At 42.5% G+C, this 22,942-nt stretch carries 19 protein-coding genes; 10 read left to right on the top strand and 9 right to left on the bottom strand.

The genetic code is table 11. From position 1 onward, the window contains the following. The first annotated feature begins 24 nt into the window (after positions 1-24). From groL to MOC09_RS09285, 4 genes are all read left to right on the top strand, one after another. Complete coding sequence (gene groL / locus MOC09_RS09300; RefSeq protein WP_021481338.1) at positions 25-1,656, top strand: chaperonin GroEL; 1,632 nt, start codon at positions 25-27, stop codon at positions 1,654-1,656. A 381-nt stretch (positions 1,657-2,037) separates the two neighbouring features. Continuing rightward, positions 2,038-3,081 (top strand): ParA family protein, encoded by a 1,044-nt coding sequence (locus tag MOC09_RS09295; protein ID WP_166854060.1) that lies wholly within the window; start codon positions 2,038-2,040, stop codon positions 3,079-3,081. Continuing rightward, positions 3,068-3,493, top strand: coding sequence for a hypothetical protein (locus tag MOC09_RS09290; protein ID WP_109566746.1), 426 nt, complete (start codon positions 3,068-3,070; stop codon positions 3,491-3,493). The genes MOC09_RS09295 and MOC09_RS09290 overlap by 14 nt, the downstream gene beginning before the upstream one ends. Before the next feature lie 38 nt (positions 3,494-3,531). Further along, complete coding sequence (locus tag MOC09_RS09285; RefSeq protein WP_268370322.1) at positions 3,532-4,230, top strand: hypothetical protein; 699 nt, start codon at positions 3,532-3,534, stop codon at positions 4,228-4,230. A 308-nt stretch (positions 4,231-4,538) separates the two neighbouring features. Here the strand turns inward: MOC09_RS09285 and MOC09_RS09280 are convergent, their stop codons facing one another. Then, on the bottom strand, positions 4,539-7,034 hold the full coding sequence (locus tag MOC09_RS09280; RefSeq protein ID WP_268370320.1) for a tetratricopeptide repeat protein: 2,496 nt from the start codon (positions 7,032-7,034) through the stop codon (positions 4,539-4,541). A gap of 201 nt (positions 7,035-7,235) precedes the next feature. On the opposite strand from MOC09_RS09280, the gene gutB reads away from it, so the two are divergent. From gutB to MOC09_RS09265, 3 genes are all read left to right on the top strand, one after another. After that, complete coding sequence (gutB, locus tag MOC09_RS09275) at positions 7,236-8,297, top strand: sorbitol dehydrogenase (RefSeq protein WP_268370318.1); 1,062 nt, start codon at positions 7,236-7,238, stop codon at positions 8,295-8,297. Positions 8,298-8,370: 73 nt separating this feature from the next. After that, a complete protein-coding gene (locus MOC09_RS09270) occupies positions 8,371-9,762 on the top strand; it encodes an MFS transporter (RefSeq protein ID WP_268362769.1) in 1,392 nt (463 codons plus the stop codon). Positions 9,763-9,856: 94 nt separating this feature from the next. After that, positions 9,857-10,819 carry a carbohydrate kinase family protein gene (locus tag MOC09_RS09265; protein WP_268362772.1) on the top strand — a complete coding sequence of 321 codons (963 nt, stop codon included), beginning with the start codon at positions 9,857-9,859 and terminating at the stop codon, positions 10,817-10,819. Positions 10,820-10,878: 59 nt separating this feature from the next. Here MOC09_RS09265 and MOC09_RS09260 read toward each other — a convergent pair whose 3' ends face one another. Then, a complete protein-coding gene (locus tag MOC09_RS09260) occupies positions 10,879-11,874 on the bottom strand; it encodes a potassium channel family protein (protein WP_268362774.1) in 996 nt (331 codons plus the stop codon). A gap of 606 nt (positions 11,875-12,480) precedes the next feature. On the opposite strand from MOC09_RS09260, the gene iolT reads away from it, so the two are divergent. Further along, positions 12,481-13,902 carry a myo-inositol transporter IolT gene (gene iolT / locus MOC09_RS09255; RefSeq protein ID WP_268362776.1) on the top strand — a complete coding sequence of 474 codons (1,422 nt, stop codon included), beginning with the start codon at positions 12,481-12,483 and terminating at the stop codon, positions 13,900-13,902. A 47-nt stretch (positions 13,903-13,949) separates the two neighbouring features. Here the strand turns inward: iolT and bdhA are convergent, their stop codons facing one another. Continuing rightward, positions 13,950-14,990, bottom strand: a complete 1,041-nt coding sequence (bdhA, locus tag MOC09_RS09250; protein ID WP_268362779.1) for a (R,R)-butanediol dehydrogenase — start codon at positions 14,988-14,990, stop codon at positions 13,950-13,952. A 436-nt stretch (positions 14,991-15,426) separates the two neighbouring features. Here bdhA and walM point away from each other — a divergent pair, with 436 nt between their 5' ends. Beyond that, on the top strand, positions 15,427-15,798 hold the full coding sequence (gene walM / locus MOC09_RS09245) for a cell wall metabolism protein WalM (protein WP_268362782.1): 372 nt from the start codon (positions 15,427-15,429) through the stop codon (positions 15,796-15,798). A 65-nt stretch (positions 15,799-15,863) separates the two neighbouring features. Next, entirely contained in the window at positions 15,864-16,910 is a 1,047-nt protein-coding gene (locus tag MOC09_RS09240; protein WP_268367205.1) for a hypothetical protein, read from the top strand. Between the two features lie 33 nt (positions 16,911-16,943). Here the strand turns inward: MOC09_RS09240 and MOC09_RS09235 are convergent, their stop codons facing one another. The 6 genes from MOC09_RS09235 to gabP all read right to left on the bottom strand — a co-directional run bounded on the left by MOC09_RS09235 (position 16,944) and on the right by gabP (position 22,593). Then, entirely contained in the window at positions 16,944-17,102 is a 159-nt protein-coding gene (locus MOC09_RS09235) for a hypothetical protein (RefSeq protein WP_268370316.1), read from the bottom strand. Positions 17,103-17,287: 185 nt separating this feature from the next. Next, positions 17,288-17,497, bottom strand: a complete 210-nt coding sequence (locus MOC09_RS09230; protein ID WP_003234008.1) for a cold-shock protein — start codon at positions 17,495-17,497, stop codon at positions 17,288-17,290. Positions 17,498-17,579: 82 nt separating this feature from the next. Continuing rightward, positions 17,580-18,395, bottom strand: coding sequence for an alpha/beta fold hydrolase (locus MOC09_RS09225; protein ID WP_268370313.1), 816 nt, complete (start codon positions 18,393-18,395; stop codon positions 17,580-17,582). Positions 18,396-18,407: 12 nt separating this feature from the next. Next, the gene (locus MOC09_RS09220; protein WP_268370312.1) at positions 18,408-19,397 is read right to left on the bottom strand and encodes a DUF4003 family protein; all 990 of its coding nucleotides are present in this window, start codon (positions 19,395-19,397) and stop codon (positions 18,408-18,410) included. Between the two features lie 98 nt (positions 19,398-19,495). Then, positions 19,496-21,037: an outer spore coat copper-dependent laccase CotA gene (gene cotA, locus MOC09_RS09215; protein ID WP_268370310.1), complete on the bottom strand. Its 1,542-nt coding sequence runs from the start codon at positions 21,035-21,037 to the stop codon at positions 19,496-19,498. A gap of 146 nt (positions 21,038-21,183) precedes the next feature. Continuing rightward, positions 21,184-22,593 carry a GABA permease gene (gabP, locus tag MOC09_RS09210; RefSeq protein WP_268358733.1) on the bottom strand — a complete coding sequence of 470 codons (1,410 nt, stop codon included), beginning with the start codon at positions 22,591-22,593 and terminating at the stop codon, positions 21,184-21,186. Between the last annotated feature and the right edge of the window lie 349 nt (positions 22,594-22,942).

The raw sequence follows: 22,942 nt of genomic DNA, 5'->3' as shown, positions 1-22,942 counted from the left end.
AACATTTGAGGAGGTCTTGTAAACATGGCAAAAGAAATTAAGTTTAGTGAAGAAGCTCGCCGCGCAATGCTTCGCGGTGTCGATGCACTTGCTGATGCTGTTAAAGTAACTTTAGGACCAAAAGGACGCAACGTGGTTCTAGAGAAAAAATTCGGTTCTCCGTTAATCACAAATGACGGTGTAACAATCGCTAAAGAAATCGAGCTGGAAGACGCGTTTGAAAACATGGGTGCTAAGCTTGTTGCTGAAGTAGCCAGCAAAACAAACGACGTTGCCGGTGACGGTACAACAACTGCAACAGTTCTTGCGCAAGCAATGATCCGTGAAGGCCTTAAAAACGTAACAGCAGGCGCTAACCCTGTAGGCGTGCGTAAAGGGATGGAACAAGCTGTATCGGTTGCGATCGAAAACTTAAAAGAAATTTCTAAGCCAATCGAAGGAAAAGAGTCTATCGCTCAGGTTGCTGCGATCTCTGCGGCTGATGAGGAAGTCGGAAGCCTTATCGCTGAAGCAATGGAGCGCGTAGGAAACGACGGCGTTATCACAATCGAAGAGTCTAAAGGCTTCACAACTGAGCTTGAAGTTGTTGAAGGTATGCAATTCGACCGCGGATATGCGTCTCCTTACATGGTAACTGACTCTGATAAGATGGAAGCGGTTCTTGACAATCCTTACATCTTAATCACAGACAAAAAAATCACAAACATTCAAGAAATCCTTCCTGTGCTTGAGCAGGTTGTTCAGCAAGGCAAACCATTGCTTCTGATCGCTGAGGATGTTGAAGGCGAAGCACTTGCTACACTTGTTGTGAACAAACTTCGCGGCACATTCAACGCAGTGGCTGTTAAAGCTCCTGGCTTCGGTGACCGCCGTAAAGCAATGCTTGAAGACATCGCTGTCCTTACTGGCGGAGAAGTCATCACAGAAGATCTTGGCCTTGACCTGAAATCTACTCAAATCGCTCAATTGGGACGCGCTTCTAAAGTTGTCGTTACTAAAGAAAACACAACAATCGTTGAAGGCGCTGGCGAAACAGACAAAATTTCTGCCCGCGTGACTCAAATCCGCGCTCAAGTGGAAGAAACAACTTCTGAATTCGACAGAGAAAAATTACAAGAGCGTCTTGCTAAACTTGCTGGCGGCGTAGCTGTCATCAAAGTCGGCGCTGCGACTGAAACTGAACTGAAAGAGCGTAAACTTCGCATCGAAGACGCCCTGAACTCAACTCGCGCAGCTGTTGAAGAAGGCATCGTATCCGGTGGTGGTACAGCGCTTGTAAACGTATATAACAAAGTCGCTGCAGTTGAAGCTGAAGGCGATGCTCAAACAGGTATCAACATCGTGCTTCGCGCGCTTGAAGAGCCAATCCGTCAAATCGCACACAATGCTGGTCTTGAAGGATCTGTCATCGTTGAGCGCCTCAAAAACGAAGAAATCGGCGTAGGCTTCAACGCTGCAACTGGCGAATGGGTAAACATGATCGAAAAAGGTATCGTTGACCCAACGAAAGTTACACGCTCAGCTCTTCAAAACGCTGCGTCTGTAGCTGCAATGTTCTTAACAACTGAAGCCGTTGTCGCTGACAAGCCAGAAGAAAACGCTGGCGGCGGAATGCCTGACATGGGCGGCATGGGCGGTATGGGCGGCATGATGTAATTATTGCCTACTAGAAATAAAAAAAGGCAAACTTCTTTCCTGAATATAACGGATGAATTAGAGGCTTTCCATGAGTTCTTTGAACTGTTGGGAAGTCTTTTCTTCCATATTAGGGGTAATATGGTTTGAATTAATTATTACAGTAAGCCAACAAGCGGTATGAACAAGCAAATTCATCATGAAACAAAGCAATTAATATATTTAGGGGAAAATATAAAATAATCACAAAATTCCCTCTGTAAACCAAAATCTTCTTTAGACAGTAGCCCTTTTTAAATATAATATAGTTTATTTCTCTTTTGCTTTACTTATATTTGGATTATTTGATATTAGGAAATAATTTATGATTAATACATAATTGTAAAAAATAGGAGTGGGAAGATGGGTACTCATAAAGCCAAGGTTATTTCTTTTATCAACTTAAAAGGAGGAGTAGGAAAAACTTCTACAGCTATAAATGTTGCAGATGCTCTTTCACGAGAGGAACATGATGTGTTAGTAATTGACATGGATCCTCAGTTTAATGCTACACAAGCTTTGCTAAACCACCAGTTTAGGCATCACCCCAAAAAAATAGAGGCTACAATGCTAGAGGAGGTTCTCACTGAACTTAATGAGACCTATGATGAAGAAATAAGCCCGAGTTCAGGTCAAGATGAAAATAGAGATCAAGATGATGATCTAAATCAAGATGAAAATTATAGAAAAGAAATATCGTCTCAGTTAATATATAATAGATTAAAGGAAAGAGGAATGACAGTACGAACGTTGTTTACTCAAGAAGGTTTAGTTAATCCATTAGAAAATCCGTCTCTAATTTATAATATAAAAAATAGTTTAGATTTAATTCCTGGAGATTTAGATTTGTTTGAGTCTTTGTACGGAGATACCAGTGGGAAACATAATGTTTTAGAGGATCATTTCGAAACATATGAATTAAGAAAGGATTATGATTATATAATTATTGATTGTCCCCCTAACTGGACTATTTTAACTCAAGCAAGTTTATTTGCTTCTGACTATTACATAATCCCAAGTAAAATTGATTTATTTTCAAGTGTGGGTATTGGATTACTAGAGAATTTAGTTAAATCTACATTTTATGAGAAAAAGTCTGGAATATATAAAATGTATACCATGTATAGAAGAGATTTAGGTCGTAAACATATTGAATCTCTAGGAGTTTTATTTACTTTAACACACGATATGACTATTGCGAGTAAATTAAAAGAAAGACTTCAAAAGAAAATACCACAGTCTTTCTTTGAAACAGAAATACCTTATCATTCATCAGTTCCTTTGAAATTTTCTTTATATGATGAAAGTGGGAGTAAACATGATACTCTAAAAAACTCAGTTACAAGAGTTGTCTCAGAAATAACAGGGAAAATATCATCTTTGGAGGGAGTATATGAAAACAGTTGACAGTAAGAGAGATTTTAAACAAGAGCTAAGTGTAATAAATAAAAACAAATTTACTCTCCAGCAAACTAAAAGTTTGTATCTGGGGCTACTATATGAGTTGATTTCGAGTAGAGAAGTATTTTCGAAAAACAAAGATTTAGAAGATTTCTTAATAAATGTTTTCAAAAAAAAGTACAATAGTTATTTGTTTAAAGCTAGACCTTATCTAGCTTCACGACTATTAAAGGATGTATCTAAAGAGTATGATTCTTTTAGGATATCAGCGTCTATAAAACTAATTATATTGTATCTCGAAGAAAAAGATTTAAACAACCATAATAGTATCCCTAAAGAAAAAAAGTCTTCAACTAGTTTAGAAGATGATGTTATAGGTTGGTTTAATTCTGTTAACAAAGGAAGTAATGGAAATTGATGAGGTTGGAGGATATTTTTCAGCGAGAGTTTGAAAAAATGAAAAAACTAGACGGTATTAAGCAACAATTTTTGTTAACTAATGAAAATAAAATAAAAAAAATTTTTGGGTATATCTTTTCGATTAATTATTTTAAAAATAAAATCGAGACACGAAACTACTTCGGTTCAGAATTCAACATGTCTTTTTCATTACTCCTCGAATCAATATATGCTCTTTTTACAGGACAATGTAGAAGTGCCTTATTGCTACTAAGGTCTGCACAAGAAGCAAACTATAAATTTGTGTTGGAAAGAGAAAGAGAATTTATGTTAAATAATAATTCCTCTATATCATTTGACCCTTTAGATTTCCGATTTGTGGAAACTAAAAGGAAGTTTATCAATGATTTACAATATTGCTTAGATAAAAGTGATTATAAAGAATATTATAATTCGGTTGAGCGAAATTTAACTCTTTATAAACGGCTAAGTGGGATAGTTCATTCTAAATCAAAAAGTTTACCTGTAATGAGCGTTGAGTATTTTTCTAATCTTCATGAAGAAACAATTGTAAATAATGATGAATTCTTTCATTTATATTGTTCTGTGTTAAATGAAATTTTTCTTTTGAATTTCTTTTTAATCCGGGAAAGTTTAAATAAATGGGATTATTATACTCTCTATAATTTATTGAGAATCTTATATGGGGAGAAAAGGACACGAACGCTCATAAGAATTGTAAAGAAAGATAAGTAATTTTATAACTGCTGTATAAAAATCAATCGCAAAATGTGTATTTTAGAAATAGGCAAGTAACTATCCCAGCTCTAAAATGACCATAGTCTTTTTTAGAGCTGGAGTATTTTTAGAAAATGAAAATCAAACGGTAAGAACTCTTATAATACTAGAGTTTGATCGTTTATTTAATTTAAATGCATAAATACATTCTATTAGAAAGGGTTTCTTATCGGTCTGCGATAATAATTGGTGATTTTTTGTTTATAAGGTAAAGCAATAAATTCATTTGTTCCCATAATTCACCCTATATGTTACGACGATGTTTTTTAACTATTTCCTTCAAGCACCATTCTCAGCTGCTCCACCTCTCCCCGAATCCCAATCGCAGGCTCCCACGAATCAATCAAACGAATCGCCTTTTGATTAGATTCTATCGCTTTCGTTTTCTCTCCTTTACGGTACAACAACTGCGCCATCCCATAATAATAATAGATCAGCTCAACCTGATTCGCGTTATGTTTATCATAAAGCATCTGCTCAAAGGCTTCTTCCGCTTTCCCAAACCGACCACACTTCACGTAAGCGACACCCAGATTGAAATAGGCTTCTATCGTTTTTTCGCCGCCGTACGTGGAGCTAATTTCATTTGCCGTTTCGTATAATTGAATGGCTTCTTCATCATGACCTCTCGCAAAGCTTAAGTCACCGCGAACCAGTAGAACCCTGTGTTGAATCGTAGGAGAAATCGGTTGATCTTCGATTTCGTTTAAAATTGCTTCTGCTTTTTCCTGTTGCCCGGCTTTTAAAAACAGCCTTGATTGCAGTGCGAGTCCCCAAACCTTTAGATCGTGAACGTCGTGCTCTGCCGCGTCTGATTGTTCCAGAATCTTCAAGCCAGCTTCAATTTGCTGTAAGGCCCCGTCTAAATCATTGACTTCCATCAGTGCCCAGCCTGCCGTGTCGATCCGAAAGTAAGCTTCCCGCGTGTGTTCGCCTGATTGACGGGCGGCGTCGGCGGCTTTGCATCCGTATTCGATACGCAGGGGCAGGTTGATTCTGCTGAGAAAATGGCTGATGCGGGTGATGAGTTCGATTAGGATTTCTTTTTGATCGGTTTTACTTGCCCATTGGATGACCTTTAAGATGTTTGGCCATTCTTGTTTCATTTGGTCTAAGTTCCGTCCCAGCAGATAGCTCCAATAGATGGAGTTGGGCTGTTCCCGCTTTAAATGGGTTTCGGCATACTCAATATAATAGTGCGCCCAGCGGCTGCGGGCTTCTTTTTCATATTCGTGCTGTTCGGACAAGTGCTGTTCTCCGTAAGCGACAACGGTTTGGTGCGCTAAGTATTGCGTCCTGCCTTCGCTTCGTTCTGGCTGAATCAGCGCATATGACCGCATTTGCTCCATAGCGTAATGAAAACGGCGGGCGTCTAATCCGGCTGCTGCCGCCAGGCTTTTCTCATCTGGCGGCTTGCTGAAAAAGCAAAGCGTCTGCCATAGCTTTCGTGTATCTTCATTGCATCTGTCCCAGGTGCGGCCAAAGAGGAATTCAAACAATTCCAGCAGTGAGTAGCCTGCTTTTCCAAGCTCATGAATCAGCTGCTGAGCGGGAATGTCATCGTCTGACATATAGGCGATGCTGAGTGCCATGGCTTTCGGGTTTCCGGCAGTCGCTGAAATGAATTCGTTCTTCAAGTCAGGTGATAGGTGTAACAGCTGCTCCAGCTTTTCCCGTTTATTTTGAATGTTGCATGTTTGTAAGCATCGGTGCACTTCTTGCTGAAAAAAATCCAAAGCATCTGTTTGGTCAAGGCCGCTCAGCTGAATAGCTGTCATTTCTCCGAAGCTTTCCCGATAGGTTTGCTTTACGTTTTCCCGCGCTGTGAGGAGAACTTTCACGCCTTGCGGAAGGCTGGTGATAAATTCATGAATGTCACGTTCTGCAGTATCAATGCTGTCAACGATCAGCAGGATCGGTTTTTCTCTAGTGTAATTAGCTAACGCATTGCGGACGACGAATCGTTTTTCATTGATTGATTTATCGATTTGTTCTGTGCGTCCGAGCTGATAGGCGATCGTATTTAAAAAATCGCTAAAGCTCAATCCTTTCCAATCAGCGCTGACCCAAATGATACTGTTGAACGCCGGCCAATCTGAAGTATCGTCGACACAGGAATAGGCGGCTTCAAGAGCGATTGTGGTTTTACCCATACCAGCCCAGCCGGTGATTAAACAGACTGGTGACGGAGAAAGCATCCATTGCCGTATCGCTTCCATATCAAAGCTGCGTCCGATAAAGTGTCCGGACCAGCGTGACGGTAGGTTATGCGTGATAGGCTGTTCTGTAAGCGCATTCGTTTCTTGGCTTGGTTTATTAGGAAACAGCCGTTTTACTACTTTTTCAATTTCATCTTCACTTGGAGATCCGAATGGTCCGTCTTTTCTCAGCGTTTTCGCTTTTTTCAAACAAGACGCTGCCCATACAGGCAATGCGGGTTTGATAACAGGGATGGTGGTGGTTTCCAGCAGGTTGGTCAACCACTCGATATCCAAGTCGGTCTTTTCGAGAATGATCCAGATCATCCCGAACAGTTTTCCGTCGTCAATTCTTCCGGGAATGTAGTTTATCCCCATCTGTCCGATCCAGCTTTTGATCGTGTTAGAGGAGACACCCAGCTGGAGTGCGATTTTATCTATATAAGACTGTCCTGTTTTTTCGTTCTTTTTCCTTCTGACTTTATAATCAGGATGGAGCTTGAGCGATTTTACGCCAGGTGCCAGCAGTTGTGCAAATTGTTTCCGGTTTTCAAGTTCAGCCATAAGCCTGCACCTCCTATTAGTACTATTTTATCAATCCAGCGTTTTTTGTATATGAAAAAATAAAAGGACAGTGCCGCTGTCCTTTTATACAGCAGAAAAGGCTGTTGAACGTCTTGAAAAGCAGATAAAATGGGGGCAGTAATAGAGAAAACAAAAATGTATGCACTTACATTTTATTTTCTGAAGAAAGGAATTTGCCAAATGACACACACAGTACCTCAAAACATGAAAGCGGCTGTTATGCACAACACAAGAGAGATCAAAATTGAAACAGTGCCTGTGCCTGACATCAACCATGATGAAGTGTTGATTAAGGTGATGGCTGTCGGAATTTGCGGATCGGATCTGCATTACTATACAAATGGCAGAATTGGCAACTATGTTGTGGAAAAACCATTTATCCTGGGCCATGAATGTGCGGGTGAAATTGCAGCTGTCGGATCGTCTGTCGATCGATTCAAGGTGGGAGACCGCGTCGCTGTTGAGCCGGGTGTCACGTGCGGACGCTGTGAGGCGTGCAAGGAAGGGCGCTATAACCTTTGTCCGGATGTACAGTTTTTGGCTACACCGCCGGTAGACGGTGCGTTTGTTCAATATATCAAAATGCGTCAGGACTTTGTTTTTTTGATTCCAGACTCACTTTCCTATGAAGATGCGGCTTTGATTGAGCCGTTTTCTGTCGGCATTCATGCAGCGGCGAGAACGAAGCTTCAGCCCGGATCAACGATTGCGATTATGGGGATGGGCCCTGTTGGGTTAATGGCTGTTGCCGCAGCTAAAGCATTTGGGGCAGGCACAATTATCGTGACCGACTTAGAGCCGCTGCGGTTAGAGGCTGCGAAAAAAATGGGAGCGACTCATATTATTCATATTCGTGAACAGGATGCGCTTGAAGAGATTAAGACGATCACAAATGAAAGAGGCGTTGATGTTGCTTGGGAAACAGCGGGGAATCCAGCGGCATTGCAAACCGCACTGGCTTCTGTGCGCCGGGGCGGAAAACTGGCGATTGTCGGTTTGCCTTCTCAGAATGAGATTCCGCTCAATGTGCCGTTTATTGCGGACAATGAAATTGATATCTACGGGATCTTCCGTTATGCCAATACGTATCCAAAGGGAATCGAGTTTCTCGCTTCCGGCATTGTGGACACGAAGCATCTTGTAACGGACCAATATTCACTGGAGCAGACACAAGAGGCGATGGAGCGGGCGCTTCAATTTAAGAATGAATGTTTAAAAGTGATGGTGTATCCAAATCGCTGAGTGAACAGGGAGGATCTTTGTATTCTCCCTCTTGTTTACTGGAAATGAAAACGGATTCTTGGGGTGGGAAATGATGATTGAAACAGAAAAAGTAACGGCAATGAAAGTGAAGCAACAGTCAAAATCCAGCACCGGCCTGTCCTGGTTTGAACGAATCGGCTATGGATTCGGCGATATGTCGTATAATATTATCTTTCAGTTTGTAAACGCATACCTATTATTTTATTATACAGACGTCGGCGGCATTCAGCCTGCAGTGATCGCAACTTTGTTTCTTGTTGTGCGGGTGCTGGATGCTATTTTTGACCCGATCATGGGGTTGATTTTAGACAAAACGAATACAAGGTGGGGAAAAGCAAGGCCATATTTGCTGTGGGTGGCATTTCCTTTTGCGTTATTTACATTCTTATGTTTCACGACGCCTCATTTCGGTGAGACCGGGAATATGGTATATGCGTACGTCACCTATATTCTGCTTGGGATGTCCTTTAGTATGCAAACAATCCCGGTGAACAGCTTAACGGGGCGGATGACGAATTCTGTGGAGGAGCGGACGGTTCTGACCACAACCCGGATGATTTTGGTGTATATCGGCATTCTTTTATCTATTTCTTGTGCGACACCGCTTGCAACTGCTATCGGAGGAGAGAATCAGGCGTTTGGGTTTCAGATGACAGCGCTTATCTATGCGGCGGTCAGCATTATTTTGAATTTATTTAGTTTCTTTACTGTACGGGAGCGGATTCAGCCTAAAAAGAGAAAAAAACAAGGGATCAAAAAGACGTTATCCGTTTTATTCCGAAACAAGCCCTTGCTTATGTTAATTTCATCATTTTTGGCTTTTGCGATCGGGTTTAATATTAAGCTCAGCACGATGGTGTACTATTTTACGTATAACGTAAACCATAAAGAGTTCGTGTTTTTGGGTACGGTTTTATTTTTCGGAGCAGCACTGATCAGCAATCTGTTTATCCCTTACTTTTCTGAGAAGTGGGGCAGAAAACAAGTCATGATCATCACGGCAGCTCTATCGCTTATTTCTTATGCCGGCCTGCATTTTACGCCGTATTCTTCCATTACACTCATTTTCATTTGGCTTTTCGTTTCAGGATTTTTCACAACGCCTTTAAACACACTTGCTTGGGGGATGGTTGCCGATTGTGTCGATTATGCGGAATGGAAGACAGGGGTTCGTGCCGACGGAGTAGTGATTTCGAGCATGAGCTTTATCAATAAGCTGGGCGTTGCGTTAGCCGGGTCATTTTCGGCCATCTATTTAGGAATCGCAGGATATGTAGCGAATGCAGACCAGACAGTTACGTCATTGAATGCGATTAAAAACATGAATGCTTTGATTCCGGGATTTTTCATTTTGCTTTCTATTATTCTCATCGCCTTCTATCCTTTAACTGAAAAGAGATATAAGCATATCATTTCAGAGCAGGAGAAAAAGTCTGCAAAATAAATATATGTAAAATTTTTAATATTCAATGTTGTATTTATGGCAGAAAGTAATATACTGAGACTGTAATCTAGACTTTATAAATGAGTGTGATAATATGCGTAGTTATTCTGTTATTTGTATTGGAGAATTGTTAATTGATTTCTTTTGTACCGATGTTGATGTTGATTTAATGGAAGGGCGCCATTTCTTAAAAAGTGCCGGCGGTGCACCGGCGAATGTGTCAGCAGCCATTGCCAAGCTGGGCGGACAAGCTGCTTTCAGCGGAAAAGTAGGCAAGGATCCGTTTGGGTATTTTCTAAAGCAAACATTAGACGCTGTACACGTTGATACCTCTATGCTGGTCATGGATGAGAAAGCGCCTACAACGCTTGCTTTTGTTTCATTAAAGCAAAATGGAGAGCGCGACTTTGTTTTTAATAGAGGCGCGGACGCTTTGTTTACGCTGGAGGACATTGACCAGGAAAAACTAAACGAAGCGAAAATCCTTCATTTCGGCTCTGCAACGGCACTGTTATCAGATCCGTTTTGCTCAGCCTATTTACGGCTTATGTCGATTGCGAAACACAATGGGCAGTTTATTTCGTTTGATCCTAACTATCGTGAAGATTTATGGAAGGGAAGGGTCTCAGAGTTTGTAAGTGTCGCAAAAAAAGCGATCGCTGTAAGTGATTTTGTGAAAGTCAGTGACGAGGAGCTTGAGATTATCAGCGGTGTGAAGAATCATGAAAAGGGCGTTGCGATCCTTCATGAGATCGGGGCCAACATTGTCGCTGTGACACTTGGGAAAAGCGGGACTCTTCTTTCGAATGGGAAAGACCATGAAATCATTCCGAGCATTCCGGTTACATCAATCGACTCAACAGGAGCGGGAGATGCTTTTGTCGGTGCGGCTTTATATCAATTGGCAAACACGGATCACATTCAATCAGTAGAAGCTGATTTTGAGAAGCTGCGTGAAATTGTGGCGTTTGCCAATAAGGTAGGAGCCGTTGTGTGCACTAAAATTGGAGCCATTGATGCACTGCCCAGCATGGATGAGATTGAAGTTACTTTGTAAAGAGCATGGATGTTTCTTGAAAGTCTTTGGACTTTTGGGGGGCATCTTTTTTTATTTGCCTACTCTCGTATAGGCCATTTTCGAGCACCCGCTTGGATAATTCCCAGCAGCAATTGACGACGTTCCTTTATAGAATGGACGGCCATTTGAAATGTTTGCTTTGATAAAGCCGGTATGCCTGATTGTTGAAGCTTTGAGATGTCTGGTTCCGGCGGCGCTTGTTCTGCAGGATGGATATAGGCAGTATGAACGGTATCCAGGTAGTTTTTGATGCTTGAGCGTGCTTCTTTGATATGAAGCTGATTTGGCTGATATTGTTCAGGAATGCCGTATTTGAAAATGGTTAGAGCCTCATCCAATACAGCAACAGCTATAATGGATGATTCCTGATGCTGCGTGCTGTGGTAAAAATGAAGGATGGGGAAGGCGTTATGCTGAGCGGTCAGCTTTCCCAGCTCTGATGAGGCAGTGGCAAGAAGGAAATCAATGTCGTGAAAATCCTTGCCGTTCCATGCGTTCTGGACGATTTCTGTTCCGTCATGCCCTAGACTTAATACACTTTGGGCAAAGGAGCGCTTTTGATTAACTGCACTCAAGACCGAAATCAAATACGTGACAGAAAACGTGATGGTAAGCAATCCTTGAGCTGTTTCAATCACTGTGACAAGCCTCCATAGGCCTCCGTTTGGAGCGAGGTCGCCATTTCCTAATGTAAACATGACATAGCCGGAAAAATAAATTCGGTCTGACCAGGAAGCCGGTTCTTTCGATTGAGTTTCCATCAGTGAGTGAGGGTCGCTCGAGTAAATCAAAACCCACCCGCTCCAAAATAGACTGATCCATATCACTAACGTCAGGCATAGCAGCAGTGGGCCTGCCATACTTAGCACCTTTGCGTGGTCTCCGCTGATTTTGCGGCAGCCTTTCCACAGCCAAGCAGACAGACATCTAGTAATCGGGCCTGCACCGCTCTCTAACCATAACGTGGTCCATAAAAAATCAATCATCCCCGCTGTCAACAATAAAAGGCCTGCAATGACATAAACCTCGTTCAATATTGTTGCCTCCCCTATGCCAGCCATCTTTATTTTCCTTTTCTATTTCCTTTTATCTTGATTCTGAAACAATTGTATATGTTTGATAAAGGGTGATTGCTAAAATTAATAGGAGAAGTTACCCAACACTTACTCATTGTGGCGAAATTAGCAAATAAACAGAAACTCACAGGGATTTTGACTTGATTTACTCATTATTATAAAGAAAAAAGTTCATTTTCCCCTTGAATTGGTGATTTTACTTTTTTTGAGTTGAAAATTTTCAGAAATTTTTATTGACTGAAAGCGCTTTTGTAATTATGATAATATCAGATGTAACAAAAATGTCACTATCATATTACTATAATAGAACTATTAAGTGACTATAAGATAACAATACATCATGTATATGCACAAAGAATTACCCACTGTTCGTTTAGCGATAAATGAAATCGCTTCCAAAGAAATTGACATGCTGGAAAGAAGGGTAGGTTATGAGGCCATTGGAGAAAAACATAATGAACTTTTTTCTGAAGCCTGCTTACGAAATGTGAGGAAGGCAGCAGCCCTGGAATAAGTTTTTGAAATACGCATTGATTGATTTTGAAAAAGACTGGGGGAAACAGTATGAATCAACAAGGCAATCAAATGTCATTTTTACGTACCGTTATTTTAATCTCGACTTTTGGCGGGCTTCTCTTCGGTTATGATACCGGAGTGCTCAATGGCGCGTTGCCATATATGGGAGAGCCGGATCAGCTTAACCTCAATGCCTTCACTGAAGGGCTTGTCACCAGTTCACTTCTTTTTGGAGCTGCGCTGGGTGCTGTGTTTGGCGGCAGGATGTCTGATTTTAACGGCCGCCGCAAAAATATCTTGTTTCTCGCTGTTATATTTTTTATTTCAACGATCGGGTGTACGTTTGCTCCAAATGTAACGATCATGATTATCTCCCGTTTTGTGCTTGGAATTGCTGTCGGGGGAGCATCAGTAACGGTGCCTGCCTATTTAGCAGAGATGTCTCCTGTGGAAAGCAGAGGGCGGATGGTGACGCAGAATGAATTGATGATAGTATCGGGACAGCTTTTGGCCTTTGTTTTTAACGCAATCCTTGGAACAACAATGGGAGACAACTCTCATGTGTGGAGGTTTATGCTGGTCATTGCCTCACTTCCAGCCGTGTTCCTGTTTTTCGGCATGATCAGAATGCCTGAGAGCCCACGCTGGCTTGTTTCTAAAGGAAGAAAAGAAGATGCTTTGCGTGTATTGAAAAAAATCAGGGACGAAAAGCGGGCAGCAGCTGAGCTGCAAGAAATTGAATTCGCTTTCAAAAAAGAAGACCAGCTTGAAAAAGCAACGTTTAAAGATCTTTCAGTCCCATGGGTGCGCCGTATTGTGTTTATTGGGTTAGGAATTGCGATTGTACAGCAAATTACAGGTGTTAACTCCATCATGTATTATGGTACAGAAATTTTGAGAGATTCAGGATTCGAAACGGAAGCTGCGCTGATTGGGAATATTGCCAATGGTGTGATTTCTGTGCTCGCGACATTCGTCGGCATCTGGCTGCTGGGGAGAGTGGGGCGCCGGCCGATGCTGATGACAGGCTTGATCGGTACGACAACGGCATTATTGCTGATTGGGATATTTTCACTTGTACTTCAAGGATCACCGGCGCTTCCATATGTGGTTCTGTCACTAACGGTTACATTCCTAGCTTTCCAGCAGGGGGCGATTTCACCAGTGACCTGGCTGATGCTTTCTGAGATTTTCCCGCTTCGCCTTCGCGGCCTGGGAATGGGCGTCACGGTGTTCTGTCTGTGGATGGTGAATTTTGCAGTCAGTTTCACCTTCCCGATATTGCTGGCCGGCATCGGGCTGTCCACAACGTTCTTTATCTTCGTTGGATTAGGAATTTGCTCTGTTCTATTTGTGAAGAAATTTTTGCCGGAAACGAAAGGTCTTTCGCTTGAGCAGCTTGAGGAAAACTTCCGCTCTTATGATCGCGGCGAGGAGAAGAAAGAGCCCGGTGCTGAAGTGATTGGATAAATAAAAAAAGAATCCGCACCCGAGTGCGGATTCTTTTTGGTTTCAAACTAGTTAGGTCTGACAAGAATTTTGACTTGGTTTTTCTCTTTAATCAGGGCCTCGAAGCCTTCCTCGATCAAATCGTCTAACACGATTTTTTTCGTTACGAGTTTGTCAGCTGAGAAATACCCTTCTTTCATCAATGACAAGACAGCCGGGAAGATGTCACGGTATCCGATAATTCCTTTTACTGTGCGTTCTTTGATGACGATATCGTTCGGATGGATTTCAGCGCCTTTTTCCCAAATGCTGACGATAACGGTTTCACCGGCGATTGTAGTGGATTGGATCGCTTGGCGTAATACCACTGGAACGCCTGTGACTTCGAATGCTACGTCAACACCGCCGCCTGTGCGCTCTGCAATTTCAGCGACTACATCGTCTGTTTTGGACGGATCAACGATAATGGCTCCAAGCTCTTCCGCTTTTTGCTGGCGTTCAGGTGAAAGCTCAACAGCGTAAATATCAGTTGCACCGGCAGCCTTCAGCGCTTCAATGACAAGAAGCCCGATCGGGCCGCAGCCGAATACAGCCGCTTTGTCGCCGGCTTTGATTTTGCTTGAGCGGACAGCATATAAAGCGACCGCAGAAGGTTCAACGAGCGCGCCTTGTTCATATGATAATTCATCAGGCAGTTTGAACAACAGCTCTTCATCCACAGAGACGTATTCAGAGAAACCGCCGCCTCCGCCGGCTAAGCCGAGGAATCCCATTTGTTCATCAAGGTTGTAGGCGCCCTGGTGGCCGTGAGTGGCAAAAATCGGTTCGACCACAACGCGGTCTCCAACTTTATAGTTTTCAACGCCTTCTCCGACTTCAACAACTTCACCGGAGAATTCATGGCCCATTGTGACAGGTGCTGTTTCTTTCGTTAACGGATGCGGTTTGTCAACCGGAATAAAGATCGGGCCGCCCAGATATTCGTGTAAATCACTGCCGCAGATGCCGCACCATTTGACTTTGATCTTTACTTTTCCCGGTTCCGTTTTTGGCTCTTCGATATGTTCAATACGGATATCCTTTTGGTTATGCCATCTTGCTGCCTTCATGGATTACCACTCCTATAACTTTTGATGTGAGTAATTCCGCACCGGTCAATATGAACTGTTCACAAAATCGCCATTTTTAAAACCAAAAAAGAAGTAAAATTTTTATATAATATAATCTACGTTTTTTGAAAAAAGAAACTTTGGAGAAAAAAGAGTCTCGCACACTCTTTTTTCTTTATATGAGAGTATGATTCGTTTACATAGCTATGAATTTGGTTTGAACAATACGGTAATGGTTCGTTCATATTGAATGCGACAACTACTCTATCAACAATTATAACGCTAATACTGCATTTGTAATAGGATAATTTTCCATGGTTTATTTTAGCAAAGGTAACTTTCCTGACTTTGTAACATTACTGTAAGGATATTGAAATAAAAAATCCCTGGTTGATCGTGTATAATCTTCCTAGATGTTAACAAACAGGGGGACGAAATGTTGAAAAAAGTCATTTTAGCCGCTTTTATCTTAGCAGGAAGTACTTTGGGAGCTTTCAGTTTTTCATCAGATGCCAGTGCGAAACATGTGAACGGAAATATTACTTGGTATAATGGAGTCGGGAAAAAAGGCTCTTCAGGTAAGAAACTTGGACATTGGGATTGTGCGACCAAGATCGGATTTGACGTTCCTAAAAACGGAACGAAAATCAGAGCTTATGCAAAAGCGAAACCTAAAAAGGTGATTACGGTTTACAAAAATGATGTTGGCAGAATGCCTAATGCGGTATTGGATGTAAGCCCTAAAGCGTTTAAAGCGCTTGGATACCCATTAAGCAAAGGAAAAGTAGCGGGACATTACAGCTATTAATCTACATATATAATCTGTAAAGCAAGAAGTCACATTCTTGCTTTTTCTATTGGTGGAGATAAGAGATGAAAAAAAGAATCATATTAATGTTAGGAGTTATAATAGCAGCCGCTGCGGCGGGCATTGCATTTTACGTGACAAAGGATAAAGGCCATGAGAGGGCTGCTGATGTTTCAGTCAATACGGAGAGCGGTGATAAGCTGCTGGTTTCAATTACAGATACGGATTTGCTGACGAAGTATTATGAAAATGACAAGGTGATTCATGAGGAGAAGCTGACCAGCTATCCGGCATTTGTCTTGGATCAAAAAAAGCAGGTGCTCTATTATACGGGCAATAATGATCAAAATGAAATGAGGCTTTTTAAGCTGGATCTTAAGTCTCATAAAAAGACGATGCTTTATAAAGGTCCGGAGAGTGCTGACAGCCTGTTTTTATCAAAGGACCGTTCAACCATCTATTTCCGTTTAGGAAAAGCGGACGAAAGCAATTTTCGGATCGCAGCTTTTGATCTGAAAACGAAGAAGTACAAGAACCTTTATCCTGCCGCTAATGATCAGGATGACACCGTCAGCAGCTTCTTTTATAATCGAAAAAACGATTCATTTGCCTTGCTTCATTATTCTGTAGAAGAAGATTACAAGAAAACAGATGAAGCGAACGAAAAGGGAATCGATCCTGAACCGACAACGATTCATTTTGCGGCAGGAAAGCAAAACCAACTTGATGAACTGAAGAGCCTCGACCAGTTCATCAGCGATATTGCTGTTTCTGATGATGATAAACGGATTTTGTTTACATCATATACGCAGAAAGGTACAAACCAAACCGCTTCTATTCAGATGCTCAATGCGGATACGAAAAAATATGAAACCATCATTTCAAATCAAAAAGCATGTAAGCTGTTAATTGACGCACAGCCGCAGTTCTCTAAGGACGGCAAGAACATTTATTTTCTAGCCGAAGCCAAGGGGGCTAAAAAGCTGAAGGATGAAACAGGGCGTGAAGCTAAGGTGCGGACGATTTATTCCTATAATCTTGAAGATAAGACGTTCAAAAAAGTGTGGGAAAATCCAAACGGCATCATTAACAGCTTTTCTGTCATCAACTAATAAAAACCACTCGGCATGGGCTGAGTGGTTTTTTTAATGGACGAGGTGCAGGGCTAATGATCCGAGCCACTTAAAGAAATGAATCAGAGGTATCGATAAAAACAGAAGTTCAACATATGAGTTCATTGCAAGGTTCAGCTTTTTGAACACAGCTCTTTTTTTCAGGTCACTTTGCTGCTGGTTTGAGATCACATTATCAATCCTCTCGCATCCATATTATACCATTGTAAGCAAGAAAAGCCCTAAACATTTACAGTTTTGGGCTTCTTTCTAATTTACGGCCTCTTGCAATCCAGAGGCTTATTCTGAAATATAGAATTTTGTCTCCGTTCGGGGATTGTATGTTTGAAGGAGACTGTATTTGTTATTGGGAAGAACTAGCTTGTTTTCGTTTGGCTGTTGTTTTGGAGATTCACTAATGAACGGATGCCGTCGACCATTTTACTTCCGCACAAAGGGCACAATGGCGTATCACTGCTGGCAAAGTTTTTTCGGGTCCAGCCGTTACAGTCTTCTTTTGTGCATTCCCAAGTACTCACATCTTCTTTTGGCAGCGGTTCTTGATTTCGTTTGTTATAGTAAGACATAAAGTCACTTCTTCCCTCATGTATTTTACTGCACATTTCTTATTGTCTCATACTTTTCCCTAATCTCCTAATTCCTTTTTCTTTATGACTTTCCAATCAGCCCATCTAAAAAGGAGAGGAGGGTGCTGTTAAAAGCGTCCGGTTCTTCTAAAAACGGGCAATGGCTGCTTTTAGAAAAGGTAACGAGCGTCGAGTTTGGAATATGGCTGCGCAAGTGTTCTCCAGCTGCTGTAGAGAAAAATTTTCGGTCTTCCCCGAAACACAGCAATGTCGGCACATTGATGTTTTGGAGGGTGCCGCGGTAATCAGCAGCCGTTTGGTTAAATAAAATCGTGCTTGAAATGGCAGCCGGCTGTTTGAGGATTTCTGCCAGCATCCATTCTGTTTCTGTCTCGGCAGGCGGTTCGGCGAACATATTATGGATGAAGTCCTTGTAGAATGGCAGCGGGTTGGTCTGAATGGCGTGCATTGCCGTTTTTAAGCCGTCAAAATCAAATGGGCCGTGCTCCCAGCCCTCCCATTGATAATCGGAAGCTGATTGATCGATGATCACAGCGGCTTGTATGTTATCATACCCAAATTGATTGAGATAATCCCATACGACGAAAGCGCCCATTGACCAGCCGGCAAGAACGGCGCGATCGAGCTCCATTGTGTTCAGAAATTCCCTTACGTCACGGGCATATTGGGAAATAGTGTGTCCGTGAAGGACCTTGTCGGATTCGCCGTGTCCTCTAAGATCGAGACGAATACACTGATAATTGGCAGAGAGTGCTGAGAGTTGTTTGTGGAAAAACTGTCCGCTCATCAGCACCCCATGTATAAATAGGATCGGTGTACCGCTGCCGTGTGTTTCATAGTATAGGCGCGTCTGATCTTCCAATGTGATGTATGGCATGTTTCTCCTCCTCTAGTTTCCGTCATGAGAATGGCTGGCTGCTGTTGAGCTGATAATGGCAGCTGTCGCGGCTGCCTGCTGTGCCTGGATGGCGGTTTCTATGGCTGTGTACAGTCCTGATTCCATCAGCAGATTTTTCTCCATATGTTCACTGAGATATAGGCTGACAGCGATTTTGAAGTTCAATTCTTTTTTCCATTTGAATTGTTTTTCTTGGTTCAGCTCGTGTGTGATGGCCAGAACGGTTTTGATATCAGGCTCTTCCAGAAATGTGAGCAGGGCCAGATCAGGGTAATGGACATCCTTGGGTTTTTTGTGAGATTCAGTGATGGTTTGAAATAGCTTTCTGCATTGCAAAACAAGCGTTTCAGCGTCTTTTTCGGCATGCAGGGCAAGAATATGGCTGGTTTGGTGTAAATGCTGGCCTTTGCGAAATCCGTCTTTCGACAGCTGCTGGTAACACGCTTCCGCTTTATTCAGCACCTGTAATCCCTTCCCATTCCCGGCCAGCAATACAGCAAGCGGGATATTATGAGTTGACGTGAGGAAATAGTGCTGTTTTTTCATCTGCTGATAAACAGAGAGGCCCAAGCTCATCTGTTCTTTTTGATTGATCGCTTCGGACTTGCCGGTGAGTAGGATAAGAGCGGATAGGTAAGTGAAAATGTCCCGTTTGTATCCAAGCCTCACCATCTCGTTGTATCTGTCGATAAAAGCGAGAAATGCTTGTTTGGCTTCCTGCTGAAAATGAATGTCCAGAAAGGAAGCGACGGTAAAACGATGGTGTGAATTGAGTGTTGAGAAGCTGCCGATGTTTGATTTGATATAGCTGCTAAAATCATAAAAGCGCTGAAAATCAAACTCTCTTTTATTCACAATATATGCAGAAGAAATGAGCATTAATATCTGATCGTGTAAAACTTTCCACTTTAATTTTGATTTTAATTCAGCATAAATGGAAATGTATTGCTTTGTTTTTTCATGTAGGCCGTGTGTCAGCATAACAAGCAGCTCCTTTTTGCTGTTTTTACGTAATACGATAAATAGGGCCAAAAGTTTCATAAAGAAAAACTTGCCTGCAAGAGGCAAGTTTTGTCGGGTTATTTATGAGGATCTATTATATCCATCGGCCTCATCATGTCATAGTCTTCATGCTCAAGAATATGGCAGTGCCATACGTATCGTCCGCTGTACGGCCCGAATGTTGCCGCAATTCTCAGGACTTCACCGGCGTGGGATTGAATGGTGTCTTTCCAGCCCTTTTCATTTGGCGGCGGCGGAACAGCCGGGCCGGTGTAGGACAATTCCCCGCTTTCTTGATAGCGCGCGATATCAAACGGACGCCGGTCTAGCACACGGAAGGAGACCAGGTGCAGGTGGATCGGATGTGTTCCGCGCGTCGGATTGATGATGGACCATATTTCAGTTGTGCCGACTTTTGGTGCTTCTGTGACGGGATCGTGCCAGCGTTTGTTATTGAGGAGGAGGACGGGTCTGCCGTATTCGTCTTGGGTGCCTGCCAGTTTCAGTGTTCTGATGTTTTGTATTCTTTCATTCTGCACTGAAGGGTATGAGGCGAGGTACTTCGGCTTTCTGCTTTCGTCTTTTTGCGTCAATGGTTTTATGACTCTGAATTGCATAATATTCGCATCTGTTTCTGGATTAACGTCACCGTCACAGCCCTCGCTGTTTGCCAAAATGATCGATTGCCCTTCATAGGCTGTGAAGTCAATGATGATGTCATAACGTTCAGCAGGCGCAAGACTGAAAGAGTTCAGTTTAACAGAGCGAGGCAGGAGCCCTCCGTCTGAACCGATCTGAATAAATTCTCCGCCGTTATCTAGTGACAGGTTATAGGTTCTTGTATTGGAGGCATTGATGACGCGGAAGCGGTATTTCCTCGGTTCGACCTCAAAGTATGGCCATACCTTCCCGTTCACGAGTATGGTTTCTCCGCAAAAAGCCGGAACGATTGAAGGGTTAGGCACTGACGAGGAAGGGTTTTCAGGCCCGCTTGGATAAAACAAAGAACCGTCCTCATTGATCGTGCGGTCAGTGATAAGGAGCGGCACATCGTATTCGCCGGAAGGCAGCTTTAGGCGTTTTTCTTTTGGATCATGAATGATATAGGCGCCGACAAGCCCGGCATAGACATTCAGCCTGGTGAGCGCCATGGCATGATCGTGATACCACAAAATCGCACCGCGCTGCTGATTCGGATAGTGATAAACCTCTCGTTTAAAATAAGGGCCTGTTTGTTCAAAGTCTTTAGAGAACCAAGCCTCTGGATACCCGTCACTATCATCTGGCGTGACGCCTCCGTGTAAATGAACGACAGTCTTTACTTCTGGCTCTTCATGCTGGCTGTCACTGTGATGAATGGTGTGATCAATCGGTAGGAAATGCTCTGAAGGAAGGTTATTCATCCATTTCACATAAACGTTTTCATTTCTGTTGGCTTCAATGGTAGGCCCGGGAAATAAGCCGTTGTAGCCCCACAAGCGGGTTGGAGGGAGATCGCGGTGAAGCTGATGGGCGCATTCTTCCATGGTGACTTCGTAGTATGTTTTTTCTTTTGATTGCTGCACTGGCTTTAGTGTATCTGGGATTGGGAGAGCATCCACAAATTTTTCAAGTGTCATTTTCATCTGTCCTTATTTAAATTTTCCAAATTGGTACTATAGTTAATGACAATAAGGACGTGATGGTTACAAAAAAATCTGTGTGCCGCTGCCTGCAGAAGAAATAAAACATCCTAAACGGCAGACCGTTTAGGATGTGATCGGCATTAAGGCAGGATGTCGGGCTGCTGCTGTGTGACTGGTTTGGCTGCTGCTTTCTCCCTCACCTTGCGTTTTCTGAACACAAGGTAAGAAATCAGAACAATGCCCGTGATGACGCCTGTCAGAAGCAGTTCATCCCTCATGGAATCAATAAATGCCATAGATACTAAAATTCCGCAGATGGCGATGATAGTCAAGTAGGTTAGGAAAGGGAAGAGCCACATTTTGATCTTCAATGCTTCCGGGTTTGTTTTTTCGAGTTTTTTTCGCATTCTCAGCTGCGACACAGCGATGACTAGATAGACGAGCAAAGCAATTGCGCCTGATGAATTGACCAAGAATAAAAAGACAGTATCCGGTGAAAAGTAGTTCATTACAACTGCGATATAGGAGAAAAAGGTTCCGGCGACAATTGCCTGTACGGGAACACCTTTTTTGCTCAATTTCATAAAACGGCGCGGCGCCTCGTTTCTTTCTGCGAGTGAATACAGCATTCTGGATGTGGTGTACAAACCTGAATTCAGGCAAGAGAGTACGGCTGTGAGGACGATAAAGTTCATAATCTGCGCTGCGGCCGGCACGCCAATATGCTCAAGTACAGCGACGAAAGGGCTTTCTAATATATTTGCTGAATTCCAAGGCAAAAGTGCCACAACAATGGCGATAGAGCCAACGTAAAAGACGATGATGCGCCATACAACGGATCGGGTCGCTTTTGTCACGGATTCAACCGGGTTGGATGTTTCACCTGCTGCAATGGCGACAATTTCTGTACCCATAAAGGAGAAGATGACAACGACAATCCCGAGCAATACGGAGCCGACGCCTTCCGGAAAAAAACCGCCTTTGCCTGTGATATTTGAAAAACCGACTGGTTCACTGCCAGGAGCAATGCCAAAAATAAAGGCAAAACCAACGATTAAAAAAGCGATGATGGTCACAACTTTAATGAGGGAGAACCAATATTCAAACTCACCGAATGACTTAACAGAGTAGATGTTTGTCAGGGTAAGCACGATCGTCAAAATCAAACTTGTCAGCCACAGCGGAATATCGTGGTACCAGTATTGAATAATGCCGGCGCCGGCGATGGCTTCGATCGCGATGACAATCACCCAGAAAAACCAATACAGCCATCCGATTGTAAATCCTGCCCACGGTCCGATGGCATCATGAGCGTATTGAGAAAACGATCCGCTCGTCGGGTTTACCGCAGACATCTCTCCGAGCATTCTCATGATAAAAATCACTAATAATCCGGCTAACGCGTAAGAAACTATGGCACCGGGCCCGGTCGAGTGAATCACTGAACCGCTGCCTACAAATAGTCCGGCTCCGATTACGCCGGCAATCGAAATCATTGTCATATGGCGGGTCTTTAATTCTTTTTTCAATCCTGGTTGAGTCTGGTTCATAAATTACCTCCTTTAAAAATGTAATCATTACTGAATATTATGATAATTGAAACTCTATCATAAATATACAGTTTGTCGAAAATTCGTGTAAGAAAATATAACATATTATTTCAAATTTGTAGTGTTTTATTGGCGGTATTTTCAGCGAGACGCTGGAATAAAAGAAAAAATGTTCCGTTAATTATTCATTTTTGTGATTTGTCATAATTTTGAAAATATGGAAGATCGTCAGAAGTATTGGTATCATTGAAGTTGAAGCGGTTTTCGGATGAGAAAATAAATTGGCTTAGAGAAAGAGTGTTCTATTGTCACTATTTTTCTGTGGTTGGTGAATCATGTTTCTGTAGAC

Origin of the sequence: Bacillus sp. N12A5, assembly GCF_026790125.1 — a bacterium.
Lineage (GTDB): Bacteria > Bacillota > Bacilli > Bacillales > Bacillaceae > Bacillus.
Note: the sequence above shows the minus strand (reverse complement) of the source record. Positions and strands in the feature narration are given on the sequence as shown.

What these genes read in the sequence shown, in the direction of transcription:
- MOC09_RS09295 (WP_166854060.1), top strand. Translation starts at nt 2,038, where the DNA reads ATGGGTACTCATAAAGCCAAGGTTATTTCTTTTATCAACTTAAAAGGA.
- bdhA (WP_268362779.1), bottom strand. Translation starts at nt 14,990, where the DNA reads ATGAAGGCAGCAAGATGGCATAACCAAAAGGATATCCGTATTGAACAT.
- MOC09_RS09225 (WP_268370313.1), bottom strand. Translation starts at nt 18,395, where the DNA reads ATGCCATACATCACATTGGAAGATCAGACGCGCCTATACTATGAAACA.
- MOC09_RS09270 (WP_268362769.1), top strand. Translation starts at nt 8,371, where the DNA reads ATGATTGAAACAGAAAAAGTAACGGCAATGAAAGTGAAGCAACAGTCA.
- iolT (WP_268362776.1), top strand. Translation starts at nt 12,481, where the DNA reads ATGAATCAACAAGGCAATCAAATGTCATTTTTACGTACCGTTATTTTA.
- MOC09_RS09240 (WP_268367205.1), top strand. Translation starts at nt 15,864, where the DNA reads ATGAAAAAAAGAATCATATTAATGTTAGGAGTTATAATAGCAGCCGCT.
- MOC09_RS09265 (WP_268362772.1), top strand. Translation starts at nt 9,857, where the DNA reads ATGCGTAGTTATTCTGTTATTTGTATTGGAGAATTGTTAATTGATTTC.
- walM (WP_268362782.1), top strand. Translation starts at nt 15,427, where the DNA reads ATGTTGAAAAAAGTCATTTTAGCCGCTTTTATCTTAGCAGGAAGTACT.
- MOC09_RS09280 (WP_268370320.1), bottom strand. Translation starts at nt 7,034, where the DNA reads ATGGCTGAACTTGAAAACCGGAAACAATTTGCACAACTGCTGGCACCT.
- MOC09_RS09290 (WP_109566746.1), top strand. Translation starts at nt 3,068, where the DNA reads ATGAAAACAGTTGACAGTAAGAGAGATTTTAAACAAGAGCTAAGTGTA.
- cotA (WP_268370310.1), bottom strand. Translation starts at nt 21,037, where the DNA reads ATGACACTTGAAAAATTTGTGGATGCTCTCCCAATCCCAGATACACTA.
- MOC09_RS09230 (WP_003234008.1), bottom strand. Translation starts at nt 17,497, where the DNA reads ATGTCTTACTATAACAAACGAAATCAAGAACCGCTGCCAAAAGAAGAT.
- gutB (WP_268370318.1), top strand. Translation starts at nt 7,236, where the DNA reads ATGACACACACAGTACCTCAAAACATGAAAGCGGCTGTTATGCACAAC.
- groL (WP_021481338.1), top strand. Translation starts at nt 25, where the DNA reads ATGGCAAAAGAAATTAAGTTTAGTGAAGAAGCTCGCCGCGCAATGCTT.
- MOC09_RS09285 (WP_268370322.1), top strand. Translation starts at nt 3,532, where the DNA reads ATGAAAAAACTAGACGGTATTAAGCAACAATTTTTGTTAACTAATGAA.
- MOC09_RS09220 (WP_268370312.1), bottom strand. Translation starts at nt 19,397, where the DNA reads ATGCTGACACACGGCCTACATGAAAAAACAAAGCAATACATTTCCATT.
- gabP (WP_268358733.1), bottom strand. Translation starts at nt 22,593, where the DNA reads ATGAACCAGACTCAACCAGGATTGAAAAAAGAATTAAAGACCCGCCAT.